This is a genomic window from Lentzea sp. NPDC051213 (assembly GCF_044455585.1).
Lineage (GTDB): Bacteria > Actinomycetota > Actinomycetes > Mycobacteriales > Pseudonocardiaceae > Lentzea.
On sequence record NZ_JBITEX010000007.1, the window covers coordinates 88333 to 112935 of the forward strand.

The 24603-nt window shown below is 69.9% G+C and carries 21 protein-coding genes; 15 read left to right on the plus strand and 6 right to left on the minus strand.

The window, feature by feature from the left end:
- Positions 1-4 precede the first annotated feature (4 nt).
- The 6 genes from ACIA8G_RS29020 to ACIA8G_RS29045 all read left to right on the plus strand — a co-directional run bounded on the left by ACIA8G_RS29020 (position 5) and on the right by ACIA8G_RS29045 (position 8228).
- Positions 5-406: a GPW/gp25 family protein gene (locus ACIA8G_RS29020; protein WP_396421857.1), complete on the plus strand. Its 402-nt coding sequence runs from the start codon at positions 5-7 to the stop codon at positions 404-406.
- The gene (locus tag ACIA8G_RS29025) at positions 406-2331 is read left to right on the plus strand and encodes a putative baseplate assembly protein (RefSeq protein ID WP_396421858.1); all 1926 of its coding nucleotides are present in this window, start codon (positions 406-408) and stop codon (positions 2329-2331) included. The genes ACIA8G_RS29020 and ACIA8G_RS29025 overlap by 1 nt, the downstream gene beginning before the upstream one ends.
- A gap of 51 nt (positions 2332-2382) precedes the next feature.
- Positions 2383-2919 carry a phage tail protein gene (locus ACIA8G_RS29030; protein ID WP_396421859.1) on the plus strand — a complete coding sequence of 179 codons (537 nt, stop codon included), beginning with the start codon at positions 2383-2385 and terminating at the stop codon, positions 2917-2919.
- Positions 2916-3881 (plus strand): NADase-type glycan-binding domain-containing protein, encoded by a 966-nt coding sequence (locus tag ACIA8G_RS29035; RefSeq protein WP_396421860.1) that lies wholly within the window; start codon positions 2916-2918, stop codon positions 3879-3881. Before ACIA8G_RS29030 ends, ACIA8G_RS29035 begins: the two co-directional genes overlap by 4 nt.
- Positions 3878-6844: a VWA domain-containing protein gene (locus ACIA8G_RS29040; protein WP_396421861.1), complete on the plus strand. Its 2967-nt coding sequence runs from the start codon at positions 3878-3880 to the stop codon at positions 6842-6844. Before ACIA8G_RS29035 ends, ACIA8G_RS29040 begins: the two co-directional genes overlap by 4 nt.
- Positions 6845-6929: 85 nt before the next feature.
- A complete protein-coding gene (locus ACIA8G_RS29045; RefSeq protein ID WP_396421862.1) occupies positions 6930-8228 on the plus strand; it encodes a hypothetical protein in 1299 nt (432 codons plus the stop codon).
- Positions 8229-8353: 125 nt separating this feature from the next.
- Here ACIA8G_RS29045 and ACIA8G_RS29050 read toward each other — a convergent pair whose 3' ends face one another.
- From ACIA8G_RS29050 to ACIA8G_RS29060, 3 genes are all read right to left on the minus strand, one after another.
- Positions 8354-8980 (minus strand): response regulator transcription factor, encoded by a 627-nt coding sequence (locus tag ACIA8G_RS29050; RefSeq protein WP_396421863.1) that lies wholly within the window; start codon positions 8978-8980, stop codon positions 8354-8356.
- Between the two features lie 104 nt (positions 8981-9084).
- The gene (locus ACIA8G_RS29055) at positions 9085-9720 is read right to left on the minus strand and encodes a response regulator (RefSeq protein WP_396421864.1); all 636 of its coding nucleotides are present in this window, start codon (positions 9718-9720) and stop codon (positions 9085-9087) included.
- The gene (locus tag ACIA8G_RS29060) at positions 9717-10358 is read right to left on the minus strand and encodes a sensor histidine kinase (RefSeq protein WP_396421865.1); all 642 of its coding nucleotides are present in this window, start codon (positions 10356-10358) and stop codon (positions 9717-9719) included. Before ACIA8G_RS29060 ends, ACIA8G_RS29055 begins: the two co-directional genes overlap by 4 nt.
- Positions 10359-10597: 239 nt before the next feature.
- Between ACIA8G_RS29060 and ACIA8G_RS29065 the strand changes: the two genes are divergently transcribed.
- On the plus strand, positions 10598-11185 hold the full coding sequence (locus ACIA8G_RS29065) for a hypothetical protein (RefSeq protein ID WP_396421866.1): 588 nt from the start codon (positions 10598-10600) through the stop codon (positions 11183-11185).
- Here the strand turns inward: ACIA8G_RS29065 and ACIA8G_RS29070 are convergent.
- Complete coding sequence (locus ACIA8G_RS29070) at positions 11148-12134, minus strand: PHP domain-containing protein (RefSeq protein ID WP_396421867.1); 987 nt, start codon at positions 12132-12134, stop codon at positions 11148-11150. The two genes, ACIA8G_RS29065 and ACIA8G_RS29070, sit on opposite strands and share 38 nt — an antisense overlap.
- Positions 12135-12207: 73 nt before the next feature.
- Between ACIA8G_RS29070 and ACIA8G_RS29075 the strand changes: the two genes are divergently transcribed.
- The 5 genes from ACIA8G_RS29075 to ACIA8G_RS29095 all read left to right on the plus strand — a co-directional run bounded on the left by ACIA8G_RS29075 (position 12208) and on the right by ACIA8G_RS29095 (position 16320).
- A complete protein-coding gene (locus ACIA8G_RS29075; RefSeq protein WP_396421868.1) occupies positions 12208-12861 on the plus strand; it encodes a TetR/AcrR family transcriptional regulator in 654 nt (217 codons plus the stop codon).
- Positions 12862-12912: 51 nt separating this feature from the next.
- Positions 12913-13680: an SDR family NAD(P)-dependent oxidoreductase gene (locus ACIA8G_RS29080; RefSeq protein WP_396421869.1), complete on the plus strand. Its 768-nt coding sequence runs from the start codon at positions 12913-12915 to the stop codon at positions 13678-13680.
- Complete coding sequence (locus ACIA8G_RS29085) at positions 13677-14093, plus strand: DUF3237 domain-containing protein (RefSeq protein WP_396421870.1); 417 nt, start codon at positions 13677-13679, stop codon at positions 14091-14093. The genes ACIA8G_RS29080 and ACIA8G_RS29085 overlap by 4 nt, the downstream gene beginning before the upstream one ends.
- Before the next feature lie 83 nt (positions 14094-14176).
- Entirely contained in the window at positions 14177-15751 is a 1575-nt protein-coding gene (locus tag ACIA8G_RS29090) for an alpha/beta fold hydrolase (RefSeq protein ID WP_396421871.1), read from the plus strand.
- Positions 15752-15846: 95 nt separating this feature from the next.
- Entirely contained in the window at positions 15847-16320 is a 474-nt protein-coding gene (locus tag ACIA8G_RS29095; protein ID WP_396421872.1) for a GNAT family N-acetyltransferase, read from the plus strand.
- Here ACIA8G_RS29095 and ACIA8G_RS29100 read toward each other — a convergent pair.
- Positions 16317-19103, minus strand: coding sequence for an ATP-binding protein (locus ACIA8G_RS29100; protein WP_396422343.1), 2787 nt, complete (start codon positions 19101-19103; stop codon positions 16317-16319). The genes ACIA8G_RS29095 and ACIA8G_RS29100 overlap by 4 nt on opposite strands.
- A gap of 221 nt (positions 19104-19324) precedes the next feature.
- Here ACIA8G_RS29100 and ACIA8G_RS29105 point away from each other — a divergent pair, with 221 nt between their 5' ends.
- Positions 19325-20542 (plus strand): serine hydrolase domain-containing protein, encoded by a 1218-nt coding sequence (locus ACIA8G_RS29105; RefSeq protein ID WP_396421873.1) that lies wholly within the window; start codon positions 19325-19327, stop codon positions 20540-20542.
- A 99-nt stretch (positions 20543-20641) separates the two neighbouring features.
- Here ACIA8G_RS29105 and ACIA8G_RS29110 read toward each other — a convergent pair whose 3' ends face one another.
- Positions 20642-21589: an MASE1 domain-containing protein gene (locus tag ACIA8G_RS29110; RefSeq protein WP_396421874.1), complete on the minus strand. Its 948-nt coding sequence runs from the start codon at positions 21587-21589 to the stop codon at positions 20642-20644.
- A gap of 162 nt (positions 21590-21751) precedes the next feature.
- Here ACIA8G_RS29110 and ACIA8G_RS29115 point away from each other — a divergent pair, with 162 nt between their 5' ends.
- Positions 21752-22399 carry a zinc-binding alcohol dehydrogenase family protein gene (locus tag ACIA8G_RS29115; protein ID WP_396421875.1) on the plus strand — a complete coding sequence of 216 codons (648 nt, stop codon included), beginning with the start codon at positions 21752-21754 and terminating at the stop codon, positions 22397-22399.
- Between the two features lie 33 nt (positions 22400-22432).
- Positions 22433-24571, plus strand: a complete 2139-nt coding sequence (locus ACIA8G_RS29120) for a molybdopterin oxidoreductase family protein (RefSeq protein ID WP_396421876.1) — start codon at positions 22433-22435, stop codon at positions 24569-24571.
- Positions 24572-24603 lie beyond the last annotated feature (32 nt).

A 24603-nucleotide genomic window follows, 5' to 3' on the forward strand; every position in this document is an offset into this window, starting at 1 on the left:
GGAAGTGGACTTCATCGGCAGGGGCGTCAGCTTTCCCGTCCGCACCGACGCGACGGGGTCGGTGGCGCTCGTCGACGGCGACCGCGAGATCGTGGAGAGCATCCGGCTGATCCTCGCGACCGCACCGGGGGAACGCCCGATGCGGCCCGAGTTCGGCTGCGCGATCCACGACCTCGTGTTCGCGCCCGCCGACTCCTCGACCGCCGGGCAGATCGCCTACGAGGTGCGGTTGTCGCTGGAGCGCTGGGAACCGCGCATCGACCTCGTGGACGTGGTCGTCGACTTCGCGGAGGCCGACAACGGCACCTTGCTGATCGACATCCGCTACACCCTCCGCGACGCCAACGATCCGCGCAACCTCGTCTTCCCGTTCTACGTCATTCCGCCCCATGAGGACGGTGCGTGATGCCGCTTCCGTTGCCGAACCTGGACGACAGGCGCTTCCAGCAGCTAGTGGACGAGGCCAAGCGCCGCGTCCAGCAGCACTGTCCTGAGTGGACGGACCACAACGTGTCCGACCCCGGTGTCACGCTGATCGAGGCCTTCGCGCACATGGTCGACGAGCTGATGTACCGGGTCAACCGCGTGCCGCAGCTGCACTACCTGAAGTTCCTCGACCTGATCGGCGTGGAGCTGTTCGCGCCGACCGCCGCACGCGTGGACGTCACCTACTGGCTCTCCGCGCCGCAGCCCGCGCCCGTCGAGGTCCCGAAGGGCAACCAGGTCGCGACCCAGCGCAAGGGCGTCGAGGACCCCGTCGTCTTCACGGTCGACCACCCGCTCACCATCGTGCCCTGCGAGCTCGCCCACCTGGCCACGGCCGCCGCGAACGGCCAGCCCGTCGACCGCACCGACGACCTCAAGGCCGCCAAGGAACCGTACGCGTTCAGCGAGCAGCCCGAACAGGGTGACGCCGTGCTGTTCGGGCTGTCCGCCGCGGTGCCGGGCTGCGCGGTGCTGCTCAGGTTCGACTGCGAGCCGATGGGCTCCGGCATCAACCCGGCCGACCCGCCGTGGGTGTGGGAGGCCTGGACGAGCGAGGGCTGGACGGCCTGCGAGGTCGACAACTTCACCAACGGCGGCTTCAACTCCGCCGGCGACGTCGTGGTGCACGTCCCGCCGGGCCACACCACGTCGATCCTCGTGCGGCAACGCGCGGGCTGGCTTCGGTGCCGCGCCGCCGAACTGTGGCAGGGCCAGCCGTTCTACCAGCGCTCGCCGCGGATTCGCGACGTCACCGCCGCCACCATCGGCGGCACGACCGAGGCCGTGCACGCGGACGTGGTCCAGGGCGAGACCCTCGGCGTCTCGGAAGGCGTTGCCGGGCAAGGGTTCCCGCTCGCCCGCACGCCGGTCGTCGCGGCCGGGCCGATCACCGTCGAGGTGGCGGCCGCGGACGGTTGGGAGGAGTGGACCGAGGTTCCCACGTTCGTCGAGTCGGGCCCGGACGACCGGCACTTCCTGCTCGACAACATCGAGGGCCAGATCATGTTCGGCCCGGCGGTCCGCCAGCAGGACGGGACCCTGCGGCACTACGGCGCGGTGCCCGCGAAGTCGGCGGCGATCCGCGTGCCCGAGTACCGCACGGGCGGTGGGCTCAGGGGCAACGTCGCACGCAACCTCGTGACCGTACAACGGGATCCGGTGCCGTTCGTGAGCACCGTGACGAACCGCAAGCCTGGCCGCGGCGGTGTCGCCGGTGAGTCGGTCGAGGACGCCGCGCTGAGGGGCCCGCTGTCGCTCAGGACGCGAGACCGCGCGGTGACCGCGGAGGACTACGAGATCCTCGCGCGGGAAGCCGCTCCGGAGGTCGCCCGCGTCCGTTGCGCGCCGGGGGACGACGGCGTGCGCGTGCTGGTCGTCCCGGCCGTTCCGGAGCACGAGGAACCGAACTTCGCCGCCTTCCAGGTCGACCAGGAGACCCTCGAACGCATCGCCGCTCACCTCGACGCGCGCCGGTGCGTCGGCGCGCGGGTGAGCGTCGAACCGCCGTTCTACCAGGGCATCACGGTCGTCGCGGACCTCAAGGCCCGCACCGGCACGCCGACCGAGGCGGTGCGCGCCAGGGCGATGGACGCGCTGGGCGACTACCTCGACCCGATCCGCGGTGGCGCGGACGGTGACGGGTGGCCGTTCGGCCGGCCGGTGCACTCGGGTGAGGTCTACGCGGTGCTGCAACGGATTCCGGGCGTCGAGCTGGTCGAGGACGTGCGGCTGTTCGCGGCGAACCTGCTCAGCGGGGAACGCGGTCAGGCGGTGCAGCGGGTGGACCTGCCAGCGAACGGTTTGGCCTTCTCCTTCGGCCACCAGGTCCGCGTGGCGAGGAGTTGAGCATGCGCAGGGTGATCAGGCCGCAGGGCCGAAGGGGGACGGGGAACTGGAATGCGTACGGCGATTGATGACCTCACTTCACCGCATCCGCTCGGCGAGCGCATGCCCGCCGTGTACGTCGACGACGACTTCACCCAGCGCTTCACCCAGGCGCTGGACGAGGTCCTCGCACCCGTCTTCACCGTGCTCGACTGCTTCGCCGCATACCTCGACCCGCGCATCGCGCCCGCGGACTTCGTCGACTGGCTCGCCGGCTGGGTCGCGCTCGACCTCGACGAGAACTGGTCCGCGACGCAACGCCGCGAGCTCGTCGCCCGCGCGGTCCGGCTGCACCGGTTCCGGGGCACCAGAAAGGGCCTGGCCGAGCACGTCTGGCTGCTCACCGGTGGCCGCGTCGACATCGCGGACAGCGGGGGAGTCGCCGTGTCGGCACGGCCGGGCGGGCCGATTCCCGGAAGTTCCCCCGCGCACGTGCTGATCCGCATCAGGGTGACGAACCCGGAGGCGGTCGACCGGGCGCGGATCACCGCGGCGGTGCGCCGGATGGTGCCCGCCCACGTCGCCACGACCATCGAGGTGACCACATGAGCGCACCGAGCAATCACCTGATCGTCTGTCAGACCTGCGGGGAGCACAACGCGCCGAACGCCGAGTTCTGCGGCAACTGCGGTGACTTCCTGAAGTGGACCGGCGCCCAGGTGCAGGCTGGCCCGGTCCGCCCGGACGCCCGGCCGGCGCCCCAGCAGACCCACCGTCCACAACGGACCCTCAAACGCCAGCCCCAGCCCGGCGACCTGATCTGCGGCCAGTGCGGCTCCGGCAACGTGCCGACGAGGAAGTTCTGCGGTGTCTGCGGCTACTCCCTCATCGACGCGGTGACGCAGAAGCAGCCCTGGTGGAAGCGCTGGCTGCCGAGGAAAGGTCCGAAGGTCAGGGAACGCGGCAGCCGCCCGCGCCGGGTCAGCAGGTTCGCGAAGGTCCGGCACGTCGTGGGCAGGGCGTTCCGGTGGGTGCTCGCGCTCGCGGTGCTGCTCTTCGGCCTGCTGTACGGGTTTTCCCAGCCGTTCCGCACGAACGTCAACACACGGGTGATCGACGCCAAGGACACTGTGGCCGGCAAGCTCTTCGAGGACTGGGTGCCGATCAGGCAGAGCTCGATCTCCGCCTCGCAGGAGCAGCCGGAGCACCCGGCGGGGTTCGCCATGGACCTCGACACAGGATCCTTCTGGGCCGCCAAAACCGATCCGAAGACGGCGGCGCTGACCATCCAGTTCGACCGCACGACCGACCTGCGCCGGTTGATCATCCACAGCGGTGATCCCAAGAAGTTCCTGGGTTCCGCGCGGCCGCAGCGCCTGACGCTGGTGTTCGACACCGGCGAGACCGACGACATCACGCTGACCGACACGCGGGAGAAGCAGGAACACGGGATCAAGAACGGCAACGGCGTCAAGCAGGTCCAGATCCTCGTCGCGGGCGTCTACCCGTCCACCGAGAGCACCGACACGGTGATCAGCGAGATCGAACTGTTCGAGAGGGAGGTGAAATGAAGCGTTCACTCACGTTGCTGATCGTCGCGTTGCTGGTGCTACCGGTGCCGACGATCAACGCCCAACCGGCTCCAGAGCCGGCGCCCTACCAGATCGGCTTCACCAGCGCCGAGGACGTGCACACCGTCGACAGCAACGGAAACGCGCGCACCAACCTCACGAACAACCCGCGCCCGCAGAGCGATCCGGCGTTCTCGCTGGACGGCACCAGGCTCGCCTACACCGACGACGGCCGCGTCATGATCGCCAACGCCGACGGGACGAACGCGAGGAGGCTCAACGCGGAACCGTTGCGGCAGATCCAGCCCGCGTGGTCCCCGGACGGCACCATGATGGCGGTCGTGACGCTGTTCCCGAACGGGGACGGCGCGCGCCCGGTCGTGCAGATCTACCGCGTCGCGGACGGCGTGCGCGTCGGCGAGATCACCGTGCCGCAGCACCTGGTCGGCGAGGACACCCAGCCGGACTGGTCCCCGGACGGCAAGACCATCGCGATCACCCGCCGCGCGCACAACTACACCCCGCCGCCACCGCCGATCACCCAGCCCGCCGTCGACCGTCCCGCGCGCCAGGGCAGCACGTTCTCGCTGGAGCAGGTCGTGAGCACCCCGCGCATCCCGCCGAAGCCGGACGTCGTGCTGCTGATCGACATCAGCGGCTCGATGGAGGACGAGCTCGAGGGCGTCAAGGAACAGCTGAGGAAGATCATCGGGCAGGTGCGCGCGGTGCAGCCGGAGACGCGGTTCGGCGTGGCCAGCTACGCCGGCTGGGAGAACACCGGCAAGGTCTTCACCGTGCACGTCCCGCTCACCGAGGACGTGGGCAACGGCGTCGACAAGATCGAGCTGATCCGCAACCAGGAATCGCACGAGGTGTGGGCGCACGCGCTGATCAGGACCGCCACCGACGCCTTCCAGTTCCGCCCCGACTCGAGCCGCGTCGTCGTGGTCATCGGGGATGAGCCGAGCACCGAGTACGAGCCGGAGGAGTCCGACACGATCGCCAACGCCATCACGGCGTTGAAGCGCGCCAACGTCCGGTTCGTCGGCGTCGACAGCGGTACCGACCGGTACGGCCTCGACTCCGGCGGGCAGGCCACCAAGATCAAAGAAGAGACCAAGGGCGCGCTGAAGCAGTACGTGAAGAACGGCGAAGAGGAGATCAGCAAGGCGATCCTGGACGGAATCAAGGACCTCCCGGTCACCGTCACCCCGGTTCCGGTGTGCGACAACGGACTCACGCTGGAGCTCACGCCGAACGCGCCGGTCGAGGTGCCGAGCGGGCACCCGGTGAAGTTCGCCGAGAAGTTCACGGTCTCCCCGAACGCGGTACCGGGCAGCACGTTGCGTTGCACCATCGAGTTCCGGCTCAACAACGAGACCGAACCCCGGCCGGGCCACGTCCAGACCGTCACCGTGCGGGTCACCGACCTGGTGCGGCCGCTGGTGACCGTGGACGACGTCACCGCGCAGGCCGGGAACGGCACCAGCGTGCCGGTCGAGTACCGGGCCACGGCGACCGACAGCCAGGGGCGGTCGCTCACCCCGGTCTGCACGCCCGCGTCCGGCACGAGCTTCCCGATCGGTGTCACGACGGTGACCTGCACCGCGACCGACCAGCAGGGCAACACCGGCAGCGACACCGCGGTGATCACGGTCGTCGCCGCGAACCCGAAAGGCACGCGGATCTGGCTCGTCACCCCGGACGGCGCCACCCAGACCGACCTGTCCGCGCGCGTCGGTGAACCGTGCGTCGGAACCGACGACGAACTGCCCGCGTGGTCACCGGACGGCAAACAGCTCGCCTACAGCCAGGACGACCGGATCTGCGTCGTCGCCGCGGATGGCACAGGCGCCCGCAGGGTCGCCGAGAACGGCAGCCCGGTCATCCGGCCGCGCCACCCGGCGTGGTTGCCCGACGGCTCGCGAATCGTGTTCCAGGCCGGCGATCTGGAGCTTCCGCCGGACCTGTGGACGGTGGCCGCACAGGGCGGTCAACCGGCGCTGCTCACCCGCAACGCGAGCCAGCCTGCCATCCGCCGGCTGCCGAAGATCTCGGTGACCGTGACCGCCACTCCCGCCGAGGTCCCGTTCAACGGCGCCACGACGATCGAGGCCGCTGTCACGAACACCGGCTTCGCGCCGGCACCCGCCACTCTCACCGTGACGCTGCCGCCTGGCCTGCAGGGCAACCCGATCGGTGGCGACCTCGGTCCCATCGCGCCGGGGGAGCGCAAGACCGCGACCGGCCAGGTCACCGGTGTCACCGCGGGCGAGCACGTCGTGACCGCCGCGGTCGGAGCGACCAGCGCCCAGGCGACCGTCAAAGTGCTGGAGCGCACCGGTTCGCTGTCGCTCGCGGTGTCGGCGGTCCCGCAGCCCGCGTTCGTCGGCGGTGACGCCGTGACCGTGCTCTTCAAGCTGCTCAACAGTTCCGGCTCGACCATGACCGACGTGCGGGTCGTCGGGTCCGCGTTCGGCTGCCAGCCGGAGTGCGCGGTCGGCACGATCGGGCCCGACGGGCAGGCCGAGGTGACGTTCACGATCCCCGCCACCGCGGCGGTCGACCGGGAGCTCGTCGGCGTCGTCATCGCCACCGGGCCGGACGAGAACGCGCTGGACAACGTGGCCGCCACCCAGATCGTGATCAAGCAGCCGACGCTGACGCTCGACCAGCAGGCGGGCGATCTCGGCGGTGTGGTCCTGGTGCAGGGCAAGGACTTCCCGCAGGGTGCCAAGCTCAGACTCACCTGGACCGCCGGCATCTCCGAGACACCGGGCGAGGTCGTGGCCACCGACGGGTCGTTCTCCGCGCAGATGCTGGTCTTCGACAACGACACCGAGGGGATCCGCCAGGCCCTCGCCGCTCCGGTCGAAGGCCCCAGGTTCGGCGAGGTCAAGTCACCCGACTTCCTCGCGCTGGCAAGGACTGTACAACCGGCTGACTTCGTCGGGCGCGGCTGACTTCCCCAACGGGCAGGAATGCGCGCACCCGGCCACGCCTCCACCGCCGCTGTGCGGTGACGGGAATCGAAGGAGACTGCTAGTCATGGGAGCAACAGCGACACTGTCCACTTCGGACCTGTCAGTCGCACCGGGCGGGGACGTCACCTGCCAGGTCGTGGTGCGCAACGCGGGCGAGCTGGTGGACCAGTTCACGATCGACGTCGTCGGCGATGCCGCGCCGTGGAGTCAGGCCGAACCGGCGGCCGTGAACCTCAACCCCGGCGAGTCCGCACCGGTGCTGATCAGGTTCGCGCCGCCGCGCGAGTCTGGGGTTTACGCGGGGCCGGTGCCGTTCGGCATCAGGGTCATCTCGCGCGAGGACCCGAACGGCTCGGTCGTCGAAGAGGGCGTCGTCGTAGTCGGTGCCTTCACCGACGTGGCCGCGGAACTGGTGCCCGCCAAGGCGGAGGGCGCCAGGAAGGCCAAGTTCGAGGTCGCGGTGGACAACGTGGGCAACGCGCCCGCGCTGCTGCGGCTGCGGGCGATCGACCCCGAGGACGAGCTGGACTTCCAGCTCGAGCGCACGGAGGTCGCGCTCCCGCCGGGCACCACGGCGTTCGTCCGCATGCAGGCGAAGCCGCGCAAGAAGTTCCTGCGCGGCGAGCCGCAGCGGCGGCCGTTCCAGGTCGAGATCACGCCGGAGCAGGGCGAACCGCTGGTAGCCCAGGGCACCATGGTGCAGCGCCCGTTGCTGCCGAAGTGGTTGCTACCGGTCCTGATCGCGCTGCTGGTGCTCGCGGGAGCACTGGTCGCGCTCTGGTACGCCGTGCTGCGGCCCGCCGTGACGTCCGCGGCCCGCGAGGCGATGCGGCAGGAGAGCGCGGAGATCAAGCAGAAGGCCGATGACGCGGCCAGCGCCGCCGGTGCGGCCAAGGAACAGGCCAAGGAGGCGGGCGCGAACGCGGGACAGGCCCTGGACGCACTGGGCATCAAGCCGGGCGATACCTCGGCGACGCCGACGCTGCCCAAGCCCGCCGCGAAGGGCGAGCCGCTGATCATCAGGCTGGACGCCACCGCGCAGATCGTCGCGAACGCCAGCGCGTTCACCGAGTTCACCTTCACCCACTCGGATCCGGAGAAGAAGACGTTGTACATGACGGATCTGTTCTGGGAGAACTCGAAGGCCGACTCGGGCACCGCCCAGGTCGTCCGGGACGTGAACGGGACGCGCACCACGATCCGGGTGGTCGGGCTCGGGAACGTCCGGGACCGCGACGAGCACTTCCTGGAGCCGCTGCGGATCCGGCCGGGCGAGAAGATCGTGCTTCGGGTGAGCTGCCAGAACCCGCAACCGAAGGGCGCTTGCACGCCCTCGGTCGTCCTCAACGGACGCGCGGAGTGAAGTCGGTTCCGGCCTTCGCCCTAGATGAGCCCTTCACGCAGGGCGAAGGCCACCGCGTGGGCGCGGTTGCGCAGCTGGAACCACCTCAGGCTCGACTCTCATCGGACGGGACTTCGATACAGGGCCTATATGAGCCCTTCACGCAGGGCGAAGGCCACCGCGTGTGCCCGGTTGCGCAGCTGGAACCGGTTGGTGATGTCGTGCAGGATCGACTTCACGGTGCGCTGCGAGTAGCACAGCCGCTCCGCGATCTCGCTGGTCTCCAGGCCGTCGGCGATCATGCGCAGCACCTCGGTCTCCCGGCTGGACATGCCGGCGAGGTTGAGCCCGTTGGGGCGCAACACGTTGCGCTGCAGCTGCGACACCCGGCCGAGCAGCCGGCCGAGCAGATCCGCGGGCAGCGAGCCCTCCCCGGCGTGCGCCGCGCGGATCAGCCGGACCAGCGTGTCCGGGGTGGCCTCGGAGCGGCGCAGCACGGCGGACACCCCGCTGCCGACGACGTCGAGCAGTTCGGAGTCGGCCACGTCCCCCGCGACGAGCACGATGCCGGGGTTCGGCTGGCACTGCAGCTTTCTCAGCAGTTGCAGGACGTTCTCGTCGAGACGTTCCGCGACGACGAGGGCGACGCAGCTCTCCGCGGTCTCCGGCTCGACGAGCCGGATCTCCGGGCGCGAGCGCAGCGCGACGATGACTCCGGCGCGGGTGATCGAATCCGTGGCGTGCAGAACTACGGTGACGGGTTCGGCGTTCATCAGCTCCCCTTCTGATTTCAGCCCATGAATCAACAACTGCCATCATCCTGCCCTGGCTGTCCCGGCCGGTATGGGCAACTATCCCGACCTGTCCCGAAAGAGGTTTAGCGCGAGCCCCAGCCGGCTTCGCGTGCCTTGTGCACGGCCTGTGCGCGATCTGCGACCTGCAACTTGCGGAGGATGTTGGACACGTGGTTGCGCACGGTTTTGGTGCTCAGGAACAACTCCCTGGCGATCGCGGCGTTGCCCTTGCCCGCGGCCATCAGGTTCGCGACCTCGCGTTCGCGCCCGGTCAGCTCCGGGAACGTGCTCGGACGTGGTGCGGTGGCGAAGAAATCGAGCAACCGCGTAGCCACGGCACGGCTGAAGATCGCTTCGCCGGCACCGACCGCGCGGACGGCGTCCACGATCTGCTGCGGCCGCGAGGACTTCACCAGATAGCCACGCGCGCCCGCGCGCATCGCCGCGAAGACCGACTCGTCGTCGTCGAACATGGTCAGCACGAGCACGCGTGCGGACGGCCGCGCGGCCACGATCCGGCGCGTCGCCTCGATCCCGCCGAGGTCCGGCATGTTGAGGTCCATCACGATCACGTCGGGCTGCAGCCGCCCGGCCAGTTCGACGGCGGCGGTGCCACCGGAGGCCTCGTCCACGACGTCGATGCCGTTGTCGATCAGGGCGGCCATCACGCCGCGGCGGAAGAGCGGGTGGTCGTCGACGACCAGCGCGCGCAGGCTCATGAGACGGGTATGGCCGCGGCGAGTCTGGTACCGCCGTCGGCTCCGGGCTCGACGCGACAGGTCCCGCCGAGATCGCCGGCGCGCTGCCGCATGGACGCCAGGCCGACACCGCCAGAGACCTCTGCAGCGGGGCCGACGCCGTCGTCGACCACCTCGACGCGCAGTTCGGCGTCGAACCACAGCCGCACCTGGCACGTCCGCGCGTCGGCGTGCGTCACCACGTTCGTCAGCGCCTCGCGGATGATCCGGTACGCCGCCACGCTCACCGCGTCGGGCAGTGGCGGGAGCTCGCCGAGCACCACGACGTCGATCGTGACGTGCAGCCTGGACCGCAGCGAGGTGACGAACCGCTCGACCGCCCCGGCCAGGCCGAACCTGGTCACCGAGGCAGGGCTGTCGTTCGCGACCAGCGCCTTGATGTCGTCGATCGCCGAGTGCATCTCGTCCTCGAGCAACGCGAGCAGCCTGGCCGCGCCGGCCGGGTCGGCGGTGAGCAGCCGCCGCGCCGAACGCAGCCCGAGGGCCACCGCCGCCAGCGACGGGCCGACGCCGTCGTGGAGGTCGCGCAGCACCGTGCGACGCGCCTCCGCCGCACTCCTGGCGCACGTTTCCGCAGGCAGGATGAATTGGCGGCGCATGCTCCCCTCCCTCCCCGATGATGAGGTCGTCAGCACGTCCACGCCCGTTTCCGGCGTTTCCGATCGTGTGACGACATGTCCCCTGAACGGCCCATTCGACGTCGATGTGGCCGTGGGTGACGATTCCTTTGCTCTCCGATGGAAGCGCTGGCGACCGTGATACAGCCAGATGGAAAAACCAAATGGCCCGGTGAGCGGTACGGATGTATTTGTAGGCCGAACGGCCCCTCCTAACCGGTATGGGAGTCGAGGTCCACGACCCTCGCTGGCTCGCCTTCGTGCCGGGAGCCGAGCTCGTGGTCGGGCTGGACGATGTGGGTGCGTGCGCGGCCGCCGGGCACCGGGTCACGGTGCTGATCGACCTCGTGCCGGACACCGTGCCGGCGCTGAGGGCGATGGCGGCCGAGGCCGTCGGCGAGGGCGCGCGCAAGGTCCGCGTGCGGCCGCACGGGGTGGACCGCGTCGATCTCGTCTACGCGGCCGTGGAGCTGAACCGGATCGCCGAGGACGACGCCGTCGAGGTGCAGTTCGACGTCACCTCGGCCGCGCTGCTGCGGGCGGACCCCGCGGCGTTCGTCCGGGTCGATCCGCTCGTGGTGAAGGCGGACGGGACAGTCGTGCCGATCTGCGCCGGGCTGGAGCGGTTCGCGCTGGGGGAGCTGGGGGACCTGGGGACGATCGACGCGCTGGTCAGGACGTGGGACCAGGAGCCGGTCAGGGACCTGTGCCGGGTCGCGCTGGGCCGCGCGCTCGCCGACACCGGGCCGCTGGTGTCCTGGTACGAGCACCTCACCCGGACAGCAGCCGCGCTGCCGGCCGGGTGTTGATCACCTGGTCCGCCGGGACACCGCACTCCTCCGCCCGCGCGCAGCCGTAGTTCAGCCAGTCCAGCTGGCCGGGCGCGTGCGCGTCGCTGTCGATCGAGAACGTGCAGCCGGCGTCGACCGCGAGGCTCAGCAGCCGGCGCGGGGGATCGAGCCGCTCCGGCCGTGAGTTGATCTCCACCGCGGTGCCGTGCTCGGCGCAGGCCTCGAAGACCCGTGCCGCGTCGAACTGCGACTCCGGGCGACCCTTGCCCACGACCAGCCGGCCGGTGCAGTGGCCGAGGATGTCGACGTGCGGGTTCGCCACCGCGTTGACCATGCGCCGGGTCATCTCGGCGCGCGGCATCTTCAGTTTCGAGTGGACGCTCGCGACCACGACGTCCAGCCGGGCCAGCAGGTCCTCGTCCTGGTCGAGCGAGCCGTCGTCGAGGATGTCGACCTCGATCCCGGTCAGGACCAGGAACGGCGCGAGCTCCACGTTCAGCTCGGCGACCACCTCGAGCTGCTTCTCCAGCCGTTCCCTGGACAGTCCATTCGCGACGGTCAGGCGCGGCGAGTGGTCGGTCAGCACCATGAACTCGTGGCCGAGGTCCCTGGCCGCCTCCGCCATGTCCCTGATCGGGCTGCCGCCGTCGGACCAGTCGGAATGGACGTGGCAGTCGCCTTTCAGCTTCGCGCGCAGCTCCTCGCCGCCGGTGATGTCGACGTGGCGCAGTTTCGCCAGGTACTGCGGTTCGCGGTTCGCGAGCGCGTCCAGCACGACGCCGGCGGTGGACTTGCCGACGCCCTTCAGATCGGTGAGCGTGCCGAGTTTCGCGCGTTTCGCGACGTCGTCCGGGTCCAGGTCGGCGAGAACGGCGGCCGCGTGGCGGAAGGCCTGGACGCGGTAGGTCGGCTCGCCGGCCCGTTCGAGGTGGAATGCCACCTGCTTCAACGCCTTGACCGGATCCATACCTCTTCCTACCCCATCCACCCCGGGTGTGCCTCTGTTTGCAAACCTGATCCGATCCACCAAGATGTTCGCCATGTCCCCACGTCCGGCCGGTGCCGCACCGGCGAACGGAGCCGGCTCGCGCCGCAAGCGGAGCAAGGGCGACCTGACGTCGCAGGCCATTCTGGACACCGCGGAACTGCTGCTCGAGACGAAGTCGCTCGGCGACATCGCGGTCGACGAACTGGCCTCGGGCGCCGGAATCTCCAGATCCACCTTCTACTTCCACTTCGAATCACGCGAAGCGGTGCTGTACGCGTTGTCCGAACGGGTCGCGGAAGGCCTCTACGAGTCCGCGGCGCTGTGGCTGCGGCGCGGCAGCGAACCACCGGAGGACTCGATCCGGCGGGCGATCTCCGGCACCGTCGCGTTGTGGCGGGCGCACGGCCCGGTCCTGCGCGCGGCGGTGCGTGCCCGCGACACGAGCGAGCTCGTGCGCGGGTTCTGGTCGGATGTGGCGCGCAAGTTCGTCGACTCGGCCGCACAGCAGATCGAGATCGAACGGGACGCCGGTATCGCGGTGCAGGGGCCGCCCAACGCGCGTGCGCTCGCCACCGTGCTCGTCTCGATGAACGAGTCCATGTGTTACAGCCTCTCGCTCTCGCGGAAGTCGGCCGCGAAGGACCGCGAGGTGGTCGAAACGCTGACTGCGGTGTGGCTGCGGGCCGTGTACGGGGTTCCCCAGTAGATAAGCGTTGCCAGTTGCTCGCTCGACGCGGTGTCGAATAATTTCGCCACCATGTCGAGCAACCCGTTTTCGCTGGTCGGGCACGTCGCGCTGGTCACCGGCGGCACCCGTGGCATCGGTCTGGAATCGGTGCGTGCGCTGGCCCGCGCGGGGGCGAGCGTCGCCGTGGTCGCGCGCACCGCCGAGACCACCAAGGAGGTCGCGGCGGCCATCGAGCGCGAGTTCGAGGTCGAGGCGCTGCCCGTCGTCGCCGACATCGGCCACGACGACGAGATCCCCGGCATCGTCTCGGCGGTGGCCGACCGGTTCGGCCGGATCGACGTGCTGGTCAACAACGCGGGCGCGGCGCCGCCGTTCGGTCCGCTGATCGACGTGTCCGCCAAGGCGTTCGACAAGATCATGGCCGTCAACGTGCGCGCGCCGCTGGCGCTGACCCGTGCCGCTGTCGCCGCGGGGCTGGGCTCGGGCGGCGGTTCGGTCGTCAACATCGTCTCCGCGGCCGGGCTGAAGGCCGAGCCGTACCTGGGGCTCTACTCCGCGGCGAAGGCGGCGATGATCAGTGCCACTCGGACACTCGCCCGTGAGCTCGGCCCGGCCGGGATCCGGGTGAACGCGGTGGCGCCCGGCGTGATCCGGACCGAATTTTCGGCCGCCATCGTCGGCAACGAGGGAATGCACGCGTCGGTGGTCGCGAAGACCGCCCTGGGACGCGTGGGGGAAGCGTCGGAAGTCGCAGGTGCCGTGGCGTACCTGGCTTCCGCGGCCGCTGCCTACACCACAGGTTCGATCATCGTAGTTGATGGAGGTACGGTCGCATGATGGAGCTGGTGCCGTTGGGAACCATGACGGCTACCCTGCGAAAGCCTTACCTGCTCCCGAAAACGCCAGCCGGTGACCGTTTGATCTACGAGGTCGGGGCCGCGAAGTTCGAGGGCGAGCGCTTGCGCGGCGAGATGCACGGCACGTCGTCGGCCGACTGGCTGACCATCGGGCCGAACGGCATCGCGACGCTGGATGTGCGCTCTGTACTGCGAACTCACGACGACGCGTACGTGTATCTGTACTACTCAGGGCGGGTTGACGTCTCGAATGGCTTCAACGCGCCGTTGTACGCGGCCCCTCTCTTCGAGACCGGTGACGACCGCTATCGCTGGCTGAACAGCATCCAGGCCGTCTCGAAAGGTGTGATCGACGGTCAGGTCCTGACCTACGAGGTGTGCGAAGTGCGGTGAATTTCACCAGACCTTCGGGGGTTCCGATGGGGTCTGCGACTGAGGAAGCGTCTGTCGCAGACCAACACATCGGAGGGGTACGCGTGAGGAAGCGTTGGGGCGCGACGGCTTTGGTCGCTCCGCTGTTCATGTCCCTGGTGGGAGCGGCGCAGGCGCAGGCCGGGCCGCTGGACGAGTACTACACCCAGACCGTCGCGTGGGCCGAGTGCCCGGCCGGCTGGGTGAACCCGTCGACGGGCATCGAGTGCGCCACGGTCATCGTGCCGATGGACTACAAGAACCCGGGCAACGGCAATCTGGAAATCGCGATCTCGCGCCGCAAAGCCACGGATCCGGCCAAGCGCAGAGGCGTGCTGCTGACGAACCCCGGTGGCCCCGGCGGTTCCGGCCTGGGCGCCGTGCACTGGTTCAACGGCCAGACCGACGTGCTGAAGATCTACGACGTCATCGGCATGGACCCGCGCGGTGTCGGCCGTTCCACGCAGCTGCGGTGCATCAGCACCCCGTCGGACGACGAGTTCCCCTCGCGCCCCACGGACTCGCAGCTCGCGAACTGGACCGACTACGCACGGGCCGTCGAGGCCAACTGCGAGCGCGGCGGCGGTGAGATGCGCCGGTTCGTGTCGACGATGAACACCGCCCGCGACATGGACGTCATCCGCGGCGCATTGGGGGAGAAGAAGGTCTCCTTCGTCGGCTACTCGTACGGCACGCAGCTCGGCGCCGTTTTCGGCTCGCTGTTCCCGAAGTCGCTCGACCGCAGCGTGCTGGACTCGGCCCTCGACCCGCTGAAGACGTGGCACGAGCAGGACGTCGACGTCGTGGACGCGATCGTCGACAACCTGAAGAAGTGGACCGAGTGGACGGCCGCGCGCAACAGCACCTACGGCCTGGGCACCACGGCCGCCGCGGTGCGCGGCGAGCTGGACAAGATCGCCGAGAAGCTGAAGGCCGGCCCATACGGCGGCTACCAGGAGGTCTCGTCCTTCGACTACGCCGTCGGCGCCACCCGCTACCGCCGTTCGTGGGCCGCGTTCTCCCGCCACATCGCCTCCATCAAGGCGGGTGCCGCGGACGCCGGTGAGGCTTCGGCGATCGTCGCCGCGCTGAAGAAGGGCGACATCGAGCCGACCTCGGCCGGCACCTACCAGGCCGTCACGTGCGAGTGGGACTGGTTCACCGACGTCAACACCTACTACAACGACATGAAGCGCTGGCGGGACACCAACCCCTACGGTGGCACCGTCGACTACATGGCGCCGACCAACTGCACGTTCCGCGCGTTCAAGCGCCCGGAGAAGATCCCGGCCATCACCCGCAAGTACCCGGCCGGTCTCGTCGTCAACTCCGACGGTGACACCCAGACCCCGCTGGCCAACGGCCGGGTCATGGCCGAGCACCTGAACGTGCCGCTGATCAGCGTGTCCAACGACGGTCAGCACGGCCACTACGCGTTGCGCCGCAACGCATGCGTCGACGCGCTGGTCAACAAGTACCTGGTGTCCGGCATCCTGCCGGCCTCGCGGGTGACCTGTGCGGGCACGGACATCGCGGAGACGGTGCCGCCGGGCGCGGCCGCGTCGCTGTCGGCTCAGTCGTCGGCTCGACCGCTGAGCGACATCCTGGGTGAGATCGCTGCGGAGACGAAGCCTTACTAGCCTGCTGGTTTGGCGCGAAAAGCACGTTGGTGCCGCTAGATGGCCCGAACGTGCTTTTCGCGCCGAAAACGACTTCGGGTGGAATGCTGGGCGCTGTGACGATCACGGTGCGGGCGGCGCTGCCGGGTGACGTGGCCTCGCTCGTCGAGCTGCGGCTGGCGAACGCGCGGGCGCACGTCGAGCTCGACCCGGCCTCGTTCCGGGTGCCCGTAGCCGATGCCGTGCGCCGGTACTTCGAGCACCTCCTGGACGGCTCGACCGTGCTGATCCTCGTCGCGGAGGTGGACGGGGAGGTCGCCGGGATGACCGAGATCGTTCCTGTGCCGCTGCCGCCCGAGCACCAGATCCTGATCGCCGAACCGACCGCTGATGTCCACACCGTTGTGCTCGAACGGTTTCGTGGCCAGGGCATCGGGCGGATCCTGGTGGAGGAGGCCGAGCGCGCCGCGCGGACGTGGGGCGTCAAAGCGCTCAACGCCGTGATCCTGACCCGCAACCGCGATGCCCTGCGCTTCTACGACTCGGCCGGTTATGGGCCGCGGGGAACGTTGCTGCGCAAAGAGCTTTAACGCTGTTGCATCGCGTCCAGCACGCGGGCCAGCTCCAGCCGTGACGACACGTGCAGCTTTGCGTAGATCCGCGAGAGGTAGACCTCGATCGTCCGCGGGCTGTAGTGCAGCGCGGCCGCGATGTCCCTGTTCCGCATCCCCTGCTGCACCAGCCGTGCCACGTTCTCCTCGGCTTCGGTGAGCAGTCCCGGTGCCTTCGAGCGGGCGCGTGGCACCTTGGCGCCCAGCGTCCGCAAGCGATTGCCTGCCTGACGCCGCAACCCGTGCGCGCCAAGCCGTTGGAAGCTCGTGTAGGCCTCGACGAGCACCGGCACCTCATCCGCCGACACCTCGCCCAGGGCGAGCTGCGCGCGAGCCTTCTCGAACTCCAGGCCGCCCAATGCCGCTTCGGACACCGCCTCCCGCAACAACTCCACGTCCTGCCGCACCACGCCGGTCACCCGCCGGATCGTGGTGCGCGACCACGGCGACACACGCGTGGACGATACGGAAGTCAAACGGTCCAACGCCTCCAGGGCCACGTCCTGGCGGCCCCGTTCGAGGTCGAGCTCGATCATCCGCGCGACCAGCACGCAGGAGTACGCGGCCTCCAGGCGAGTGCCGACGGCGCCGCTCAGCAGTGCGTAAGCCTCGTCGACCTCGCCGCGCGCGACCAGGTACTCGGCGAGCGCGGCGGCGTACAGCTTGGAGATGTTGACCGACTGCGGCGCCGGCAGCGCGGCGAGGCGGGCCGCGACGTCCAGCTCACCGCGCCACGTTCGGATCGAGAGCTCGATCGCCTGCAGGACACCCAGCGCCTGATCGGCCTGCGCGGCCTCGACGTCCGCCGTCCAGCGGCCGATGCCGTCCAGGGCCGCGTCCCAGTGGCCGCCCAGCCAGTCCAGGGCCACGCGGGAGGCGGCGCGTTCGGCGCGGAAGCCGTGCGAGCCCACCTGGTCGACCAGTTCCTCGGCGCGGCGCACCCGCCAGGAGGCGTCGTGGACCAGGCCGGCCAGCGCGGTGATCGAGGCGCAGACCGAGAGCGCCTGCAGTTCCAGCATCGGCTGGCCGTCGCTGCACGCCAGGGCCCGGTTCGCGTACTCGACCGTGCGGTCGTGCTGGAAGAGCAGCGACGTGAGCATCGCCAGGTGCTCGAAGACGATCACGCCCTCGGCCGGTGAGCTGATCGGCAACGCCTCGATGCGCGCGACTTCGGAGACGGCGTCGTCGTGGCGGTTGTTGTAGACCAGCAGAACGGCGCGTTGGGCTTCCAAAGAAGCGGGAACCGAACCGCGGGCGACCTCGACATCGGCCAGTTCCATGGCTTCCGCCGTGCGGCCGACCGTGAAGAGCGAGGAGATCACGGCCGTGGCGACGCGCGCGCGTTCGGGGCCGCCGGCCAACGACTCCAGCGCGGCCAGGCCGGGTTCGATCGCCAGCGCCGGACGGGAGGCGCGGGCCAGCACCCGGCACTGCAACGCCAGCAGCTCGGAGCGCTCAGGAGCGTTGCGCGGCAACAACCGCAGCGCCCGGCCGCACAGGGCGGCGGCGGTCTCCGGAGCGGACGAACGGGCCAGCGCGGCCGCCTCGGCCAGCACGGACACCGCCACCCGGTCGCCGGGCGCGGCCGACTCGGCGAGGTGCCACGCGAGCTGCAGCAGGTCCACGGGCAGGCCCTGCGCGCGATCGTCCAGCAGTCGTGCGGAGATCAGCGAGTGCAGGTGACGCCGTTGCGCCGGCCCGACCTCGTGGTAGAGCGCTTCCCCGACCAGCGCGTGCGAGAAGCGGTACCCGCGGTCGTCGTCGTGGACGACGATCTGCGCGCGCAGCAACTCGTCAAAGGCCGCGACGACCGTGCTCTCCGGCAGCGAGGCGACCCGTGCCAGCAACGAGATCTGGTCCAGGCGCACCCGGCGGAACACCGCGACGGCGCGCGCGACCAGCCGGGTGTCGTTCTCCAGCGGTGCGACGCGGCGCAGCACGGCCTCACGCCGGGTCAGGCGGATGGCGTCGGGGGAGACGGCGAGGCGGGCGCGGTTGCCGTCGACCGTCACCAGATCGAGTTCTCTCAGTGAGCGCGCGATCTCGGTGACGAAGAAGGGGTTGCCGTCGGATCGTTGCTGGACCTCGCGGGCAAGGCCCTCGTCGACCGGTGTCTGCAGCACCGATTCGACGATGCGCGCGACGTCCGCGCCGGAGAGCGGGGCGAGGTCGAGGCGCATAACCTCCGCGTGCTGCTCGACGCGGTCCAGCAGGCTTTCACCGGCCGCCGACCGACTCGCGGTGATCAGCACGAGAGGCGCCGCCGACACACGGCGCAGCACCAGGCTCAGCAGGGCGAGGGAGTCGTCGTCGACGTGGTCGAGGTCGTCGATCAGCAACGCGGCAGGTCGCGTCGCCGTCAGCTCGGTGAGCAGCCGCACGACCCGGTCGCAGGCGCGGCCGAACCACGCGCCGGAGTCCTCGGCCACCGAGATCTCCAGCGCCGCCAACGCATCCGAGCGGATCTTGTCCAGCGGCGGCGGCACCGCGGCCGACCGGATCGCGGCTACGACCGCGCCGTACGGGATGCGCTTGCCGAGCACGTCGGACGCCGAGGTCAGCACGCCGCAGTGGCGTTCCCGCAGCCGGCGGGCGATCTCCGCGAGCAGCGAGGTCTTGCCGATGCCCGGTTCCCCGCCGACCCGGACCACGACGAGTCCGGTCGCGGGCGCCTGATCGACGAGGTCGAGCACGGCGCGCAGTTCCGGTTCCCTGCCCCGGAGTTCGAATCCGGGGACGGCGCGGAGCGGAGTGTCGACGATGACGGCCTCCCGGCGAGCTTCGGCAGAGCACCGCTGAGTCTTCCATGTGGGTGTCGCAGAACGGCAAGTGCGGCGTTCCGTACCGGATCAGTCACTCTCAGTAGGACGGTTGCTCCGTGCGGGGCTCAACGCGTTAGCCGCTAAGTGTTCCCTACTGATACGTGGTTTCTCTCAGTGATGGCCTTGGGGCAACCGCTGCTTCCCCCCTTTGAGGAGGGTCAATGTCGATCCAGGGAACCTGCGCTCCACAGTTCGCCGGGGTGCGCACCGAGTTCGAACGCAACTTCGCCGAGCGCGGCGAAGTCGGCGCCTCCGTGCACGTGACCCTCGACGGCGAGCCCGTCGTCGACCTCTGGGGCGGTGCCGCCGACCCCGTCACCGGCCGGCCCTGGTCCGAAGAGACCATCGTCCACGTCTGGTCGTGCACCAAGGCCGCGACCGCGCTCTGCGCGCACATCCTCGCCTCGCGCGGCATGCTCGACCTGAACGCCCCGGTCGCGAAGTACTGGCCCGAGTACGGCGTCGAGGGCAAGGACACCACGCTCGTCCGGCACGTCCTCGCCCACCAGGCCGGCCTGCCCGCGGTCACCGAGTGGCTGCCCGCCGGGGCCTTCTACGACTGGGACCTGGTCACGGCCAAGCTCGCCGCCCAGAAACCGCTGTGGGAACCGGGCACGAGGCACGGCTACCACGGCCTGACGTTCGGCTTCCTGGTCGGCGAGATCGTCCGCCGCGTCACGGGTGTGTCCCTCGGCCAGTTCTTCGAGAAGGAGGTCTCCGGCCCGCTCGGCCTCGACTTCTGGATGGGCCTGCCGGAAGATCTCGAGCCCCACGTCGCCCCCACGATCCCGGTCGACCCGACGCAGCCGGGGATCCTGCTGCCGTCGCTGTTCATCACCGCGATGACGCAGCCAGAGTCGGTGCCCGGCCTGATGCTGCTCAACAACGGCGGCTACATGGCACCCGGCGAGTCCGACTCGCGCGCCGCGCACGCCGCCGAGATGGGCGCGATCGGCGGCATCTCCAACGCCCGCGGCCTCGCCGGCCTGTACCGCCCGCTCGCGCTGGGCGGCGCGTACAACGGCGTCCGGCTCGTGGACGAGGCCCAGCTCCCGCAGATGTCCACCGCCGTCGTGTCCGGGCTCGACGCCGTCGTCGGCGTGCCGTCGCGGTTCGCGCTCGGGTTCCAGAAGCAGATCGACAACACCTACCTGCCGCCCAACGACGCCGAGGGCCTGCTCATGTCCGAGGAGGCGTTCGGGCACAACGGGATGGGCGGCTCGCTCGGGTTCGCCGACCCGAAGGCGCGGATCTCGTTCGGGTACGCGATGAACAAGCAGGGGCCCGGGCTCGGGGCCAACGTGCGCGGGCAGTCCCTTGTGGACGCCGTCTACCGCTCGCTGGGCTACCGGAACACCGGCGGCGGCAGCTGGTTCTGAGCACCGGGCCGCGGCTCCAAGTGCACGCGGGGAGCTTTCGTGCGCTTGGAGCGCACGCGGGGGCCCCGCGTGGCGGCGGGGTGTGAGGCGAGGGCGTGGCTAGACGGGCGGGCCGAAGCGGCCGAGCCGTTTGCGCACGCCTTCCTGCTGGTACCGCGCAACGGTCTCGGCCAGCTGCTCGCACGCACGCTCGATGGCCTGCCTGGCCTCGTTCCGCTCGCTCGTGATGGCGCTGAGGATCAGCCCGGTCAGCGCCACCGACCCGTTGAACGCCTGCAGCACGATCATCGTCGTCAGCAGGCTGGCTTGGGAGAACTGGCCGCTGGCCGCGGACATCACGGCGGCCACCGAGATGATCGCGGCGCACGGGGCGGCGATGGCGTGCTGGAACCGCAGCGCCGCCCAGATCAGCATCGGGAACACGAGGAACAGCAGCCGCAGCTGCGAGGTCGTGACGTAGGAGGCGAGGATCGCCGTGACGACCAGGATCGCCCCCGCCTCTGCGAGCCGCCGGGGCGAGGCGCCCCACTGGCGGGGCAGGGTGAGCAGCAGCGGGGTGAACACCAGCACGCCCATCGCGTCGCCGGTCCACCACACCGCCATCACGGCCGGCAGGTCGTGCCACGGGATGTCGCCGCCGATCTTCAACGCCGCCGTGCCGACCGCCGCGCTGATCAGCATCGCGCCCAGCGCACCGGCGAACACGAGCAGCATCGCGTCCTTCAGGCGGTCCAGCTCCTGCCGGAACCCGAAGCGGGTCAGCAGGTACCAGGCGGCGAGCGGGGCGAGCGTGTTCCCGACGGTGATCATCGCGACCGCGCCCGCATCGGAGTCCAAAGCGACGTTCGCGCCGAACGCGCCGATGGCGATGCCCGGCCAGATCTTGCGGCCTGACATCAGCAGCGCCGCCACGGAGATCCCCGTGGGCAGCCACAACGGGGTGACCTGGCCTTTCACCAGTGCCAGGACCAGGCCCACCTTCGCCGTCGCGTAGTAGGCGATCGCTACCGCGACGATCGTGATGCAGGTGCGGAGAGCGGCGTTCACCGGCACAGCCTGCACCCGAGCACACCACATCGCCATACCTCGCCACGTGGCGTACCCACCTGGACTCGCACCGTTGGTACAGACGTGTTCACCTGCGCCGATCCTTAGTTGTCGTGGAAGCCGCACTACAGCAGGCCGCGCTGTGAACGTGAGATGGACTACATGCGCACAGCCGAGGCGGTCGACGAGATCCGGGTCGAGGACGGCGGGCGGCGCGTGGTGGTGGTCGCCGGCCGCCTGCACCTGCCGGTCTCCGCGGGTGTCACCGACGAGCAGGCGCTGGCACTGGCCAGAGCAGGCACAACGGCGTGGCACCTGCTCCGCACGTGCGCGCATCTCAGGCCGGACGAGTCGATCGTCGTGCACGAGGCCGCGAGCGAGGTCGGCGCGATCGCGGTCCAACTGGCCAGGAGCTTCGCCGCGGGCCGGGTCATCGCCACCGACTCGAGCCAGGCCCGCCGGCGCCGGGCGCTGAAGCTCGGTGCGGATGTCGCGATTGAATCCATTCAGGACGGACTGGCCGAACGCCTGATCGAGGCGAACGAGGGCAAACAGGTCGACGTCGTACTCGATCCAGGTGGCACGCTCAAGGCCTCGCTCGACGCGCTCGCGCCGTTCGGCCGGATCGTCTGCTATGGCGCTGACCAGGACGAATCCGTCAAGCTGACCGGTCTGCTCGGTGGTTCCCAGGCGGTCATCGGGTTCCGCTTCGAGCACACCCTCGAACGGCCGGACATGATCGCCAGGGCTGTCAGTGAGCTGTTCGGGTTGACCTCGGCTGGGCGATTGCGCCCGGTGGCAGGCGACTAGTACCCGTTGGAAGTAAGCCGGATAAGGGGACTCATGAGGACCGTATTCACGACCTGCCCGCTCTGCGAAGCGACGTGCGGGCTGGAGCTGACGGTCGAGGGCGACCGCATCACGAAGGTGCGCGGCGACCGTGAGGACGACTTCAGCAAGGGCTTCATCTGCCCCAAGGGCGCCTCCCTCGGCACGCTCGACGCCGATCCGGACCGCCTGAGCACGCCGCTGATCAAGAGCGACGGCGAGTTCCACGAGGCCACCTGGGACGAGGCCTTCCGCTACATCGACGAACGGCTGAAGGACTTCCCCGACCGCGACACGATCGCGATGTACCTGGGCAACCCGGTCGTCCACTCGCTCGCCGGCGGCCTCTACGCCGGGCCGCTGCGCAAGGCGCTGGGCAGCCGCAACGTCTTCACCGCCAGCACCGTCGACCAGATGCCCAAGCACGTCCAGGTCGGCCACATGTACGGCAGCATCTTCTCGATCCCGGTGCCCGACATCGACCGCACCGACTTCATGCTGGTGCTGGGCGCGGACCCGTTCTCGTCCAACGGCAGCCTGTGGACGGTCCCGGACGCGCCGGGCCGCTTCAAGGCCCTGCAGAAGCGCGGCGGCCGGTTCGTGGTCGTCGACCCGCGGCGCAGCCGCACCGCCCAGGCCGCCGACCAGCACGTCGTGATCCGCCCCGGCACGGACGTCTTCCTGCTGCTGTCGTTGATCCACGAGCTGTTCGCGCAGGACCTGGTCGATCTCAAGGACCTCGCCGCGCACGTCACCGAGCACTCGGGGATCCGCGAGCACGTCGCCGCGTTCACCCCCGAGGCCGTCGCCGAACGGACCGGCATCGACGCGCAGACCATCCGCGACCTCGCCCGGCAGGTCGCTCAGGCCGATCGTGCCGCCGTCTACGGCCGCATCGGCACCACGACCGTCGAGTTCGGCACGATCGCGAGCTGGGCGGTGGACACGCTCAACATCCTCACCGGCAACCTGGACCGGCCGGGCGGCGTGATGTGGCCGCTGCCCGCGCACAGCAAGCGCGGGCCGGGCCGCGGCCAGGGCTTCGGCATCGGCCGCTGGCACAGCCGGGTCAAGGGCCACCCCGAGGTGATGGGGGAGTACCCGGCAGTCACGATGGTCGACGAGATCGAGACGCCCGGTGAGGGCCAGGTGCGGGCGTTGTTCACGATCGGCGGCAACCCCGCCCTGTCGTTGCCGAACTCGACCAGGGTCAGCGACGCACTGTCCTCGTTGGACTTCATGGTGAGCGTCGACCCGTACCTCAACGAGACGACCCGGCACGCGGACGTCATCCTGCCGACGCCGCCACCGTCGCGGCGGGACCACTACGACATCGCCTTCCTCAACAACTCCGTGCGCAACGTCGCGAAGTACTCGCGCGCGGCGATCCCGTTGGAGGAAGGCAGGGTCGACGAGACGGACATCTTCTTCCGGCTCGCCACGATCTTCAGCGGCCTCGGGCCGGAGGCCGACCTCGACGCGCTGGCCGCAATGCAACTCAAGGGCCTCAAGGACAAGCTCGGCGTCGACTTCGAACCCGAGGGCGAGACCCGCGAGGAACGGCTGCTGGACCTCAAGCTCCGCACCGGCCCGTACGGGGTGTCGCTGAGGCAGCTCCTCGACAACCCGCACGGCATCGACCTCGGCCCGCTGACCTCGCGACTGCCGGAGGTCCTGCGCACCCCGTCCGGGAAGATCGAGCTGACCCCGCAACCGATCGTGGACGACCTGCCCAGGGTCAGGGACTCGCTGACGGCCAGGGAGACCGAGCTCGTGCTGGTCGGCCGGAGGCACCTGCGCACCAACAACTCCTGGATGCACAACGTGCCCGCGCTGGTGAAGGGCAAGCCGTTGTGCACGCTGCTGGTGAACCCCGGCGACGCGGCGCGGATCGGCCTCGTCGACGGCGCGACCGCCCAGGTCACCTCGCGCGTCGGCAAGATCGAGGTGCAGGTCGAGGTCACCGGCGACATCGCGCCCGGCGTGGTGTCGATGCCGCACGGCTGGGGCCACGACCAGCCCGGCACACAGCTCAGCGTCGCTCGTGAGCACGCCGGCGTGAACGTCAACCTCCTCACCGACGACCTCCGCATCGACCCGCTCTCGGGCACCGCCGTCCTGAACGGCACCCGCGTGCAGGTCGTGCCTGCCTGAAAATCTCGTCCCCCCGACGCGTAGGAGCCGCC

What these genes read in the sequence shown, in the direction of transcription:
- ACIA8G_RS29025 (WP_396421858.1), top strand. Translation starts at nt 406, where the DNA reads ATGCCGCTTCCGTTGCCGAACCTGGACGACAGGCGCTTCCAGCAGCTA.
- ACIA8G_RS29030 (WP_396421859.1), top strand. Translation starts at nt 2,383, where the DNA reads ATGCGTACGGCGATTGATGACCTCACTTCACCGCATCCGCTCGGCGAG.
- ACIA8G_RS29035 (WP_396421860.1), top strand. Translation starts at nt 2,916, where the DNA reads ATGAGCGCACCGAGCAATCACCTGATCGTCTGTCAGACCTGCGGGGAG.
- ACIA8G_RS29040 (WP_396421861.1), top strand. Translation starts at nt 3,878, where the DNA reads ATGAAGCGTTCACTCACGTTGCTGATCGTCGCGTTGCTGGTGCTACCG.
- ACIA8G_RS29045 (WP_396421862.1), top strand. Translation starts at nt 6,930, where the DNA reads ATGGGAGCAACAGCGACACTGTCCACTTCGGACCTGTCAGTCGCACCG.
- ACIA8G_RS29050 (WP_396421863.1), bottom strand. Translation starts at nt 8,980, where the DNA reads ATGAACGCCGAACCCGTCACCGTAGTTCTGCACGCCACGGATTCGATC.
- ACIA8G_RS29055 (WP_396421864.1), bottom strand. Translation starts at nt 9,720, where the DNA reads ATGAGCCTGCGCGCGCTGGTCGTCGACGACCACCCGCTCTTCCGCCGC.
- ACIA8G_RS29060 (WP_396421865.1), bottom strand. Translation starts at nt 10,358, where the DNA reads ATGCGCCGCCAATTCATCCTGCCTGCGGAAACGTGCGCCAGGAGTGCG.
- ACIA8G_RS29065 (WP_396421866.1), top strand. Translation starts at nt 10,598, where the DNA reads ATGGGAGTCGAGGTCCACGACCCTCGCTGGCTCGCCTTCGTGCCGGGA.
- ACIA8G_RS29070 (WP_396421867.1), bottom strand. Translation starts at nt 12,134, where the DNA reads ATGGATCCGGTCAAGGCGTTGAAGCAGGTGGCATTCCACCTCGAACGG.
- ACIA8G_RS29075 (WP_396421868.1), top strand. Translation starts at nt 12,208, where the DNA reads ATGTCCCCACGTCCGGCCGGTGCCGCACCGGCGAACGGAGCCGGCTCG.
- ACIA8G_RS29080 (WP_396421869.1), top strand. Translation starts at nt 12,913, where the DNA reads ATGTCGAGCAACCCGTTTTCGCTGGTCGGGCACGTCGCGCTGGTCACC.
- ACIA8G_RS29085 (WP_396421870.1), top strand. Translation starts at nt 13,677, where the DNA reads ATGATGGAGCTGGTGCCGTTGGGAACCATGACGGCTACCCTGCGAAAG.
- ACIA8G_RS29105 (WP_396421873.1), top strand. Translation starts at nt 19,325, where the DNA reads ATGTCGATCCAGGGAACCTGCGCTCCACAGTTCGCCGGGGTGCGCACC.
- ACIA8G_RS29115 (WP_396421875.1), top strand. Translation starts at nt 21,752, where the DNA reads ATGCGCACAGCCGAGGCGGTCGACGAGATCCGGGTCGAGGACGGCGGG.
- ACIA8G_RS29120 (WP_396421876.1), top strand. Translation starts at nt 22,433, where the DNA reads ATGAGGACCGTATTCACGACCTGCCCGCTCTGCGAAGCGACGTGCGGG.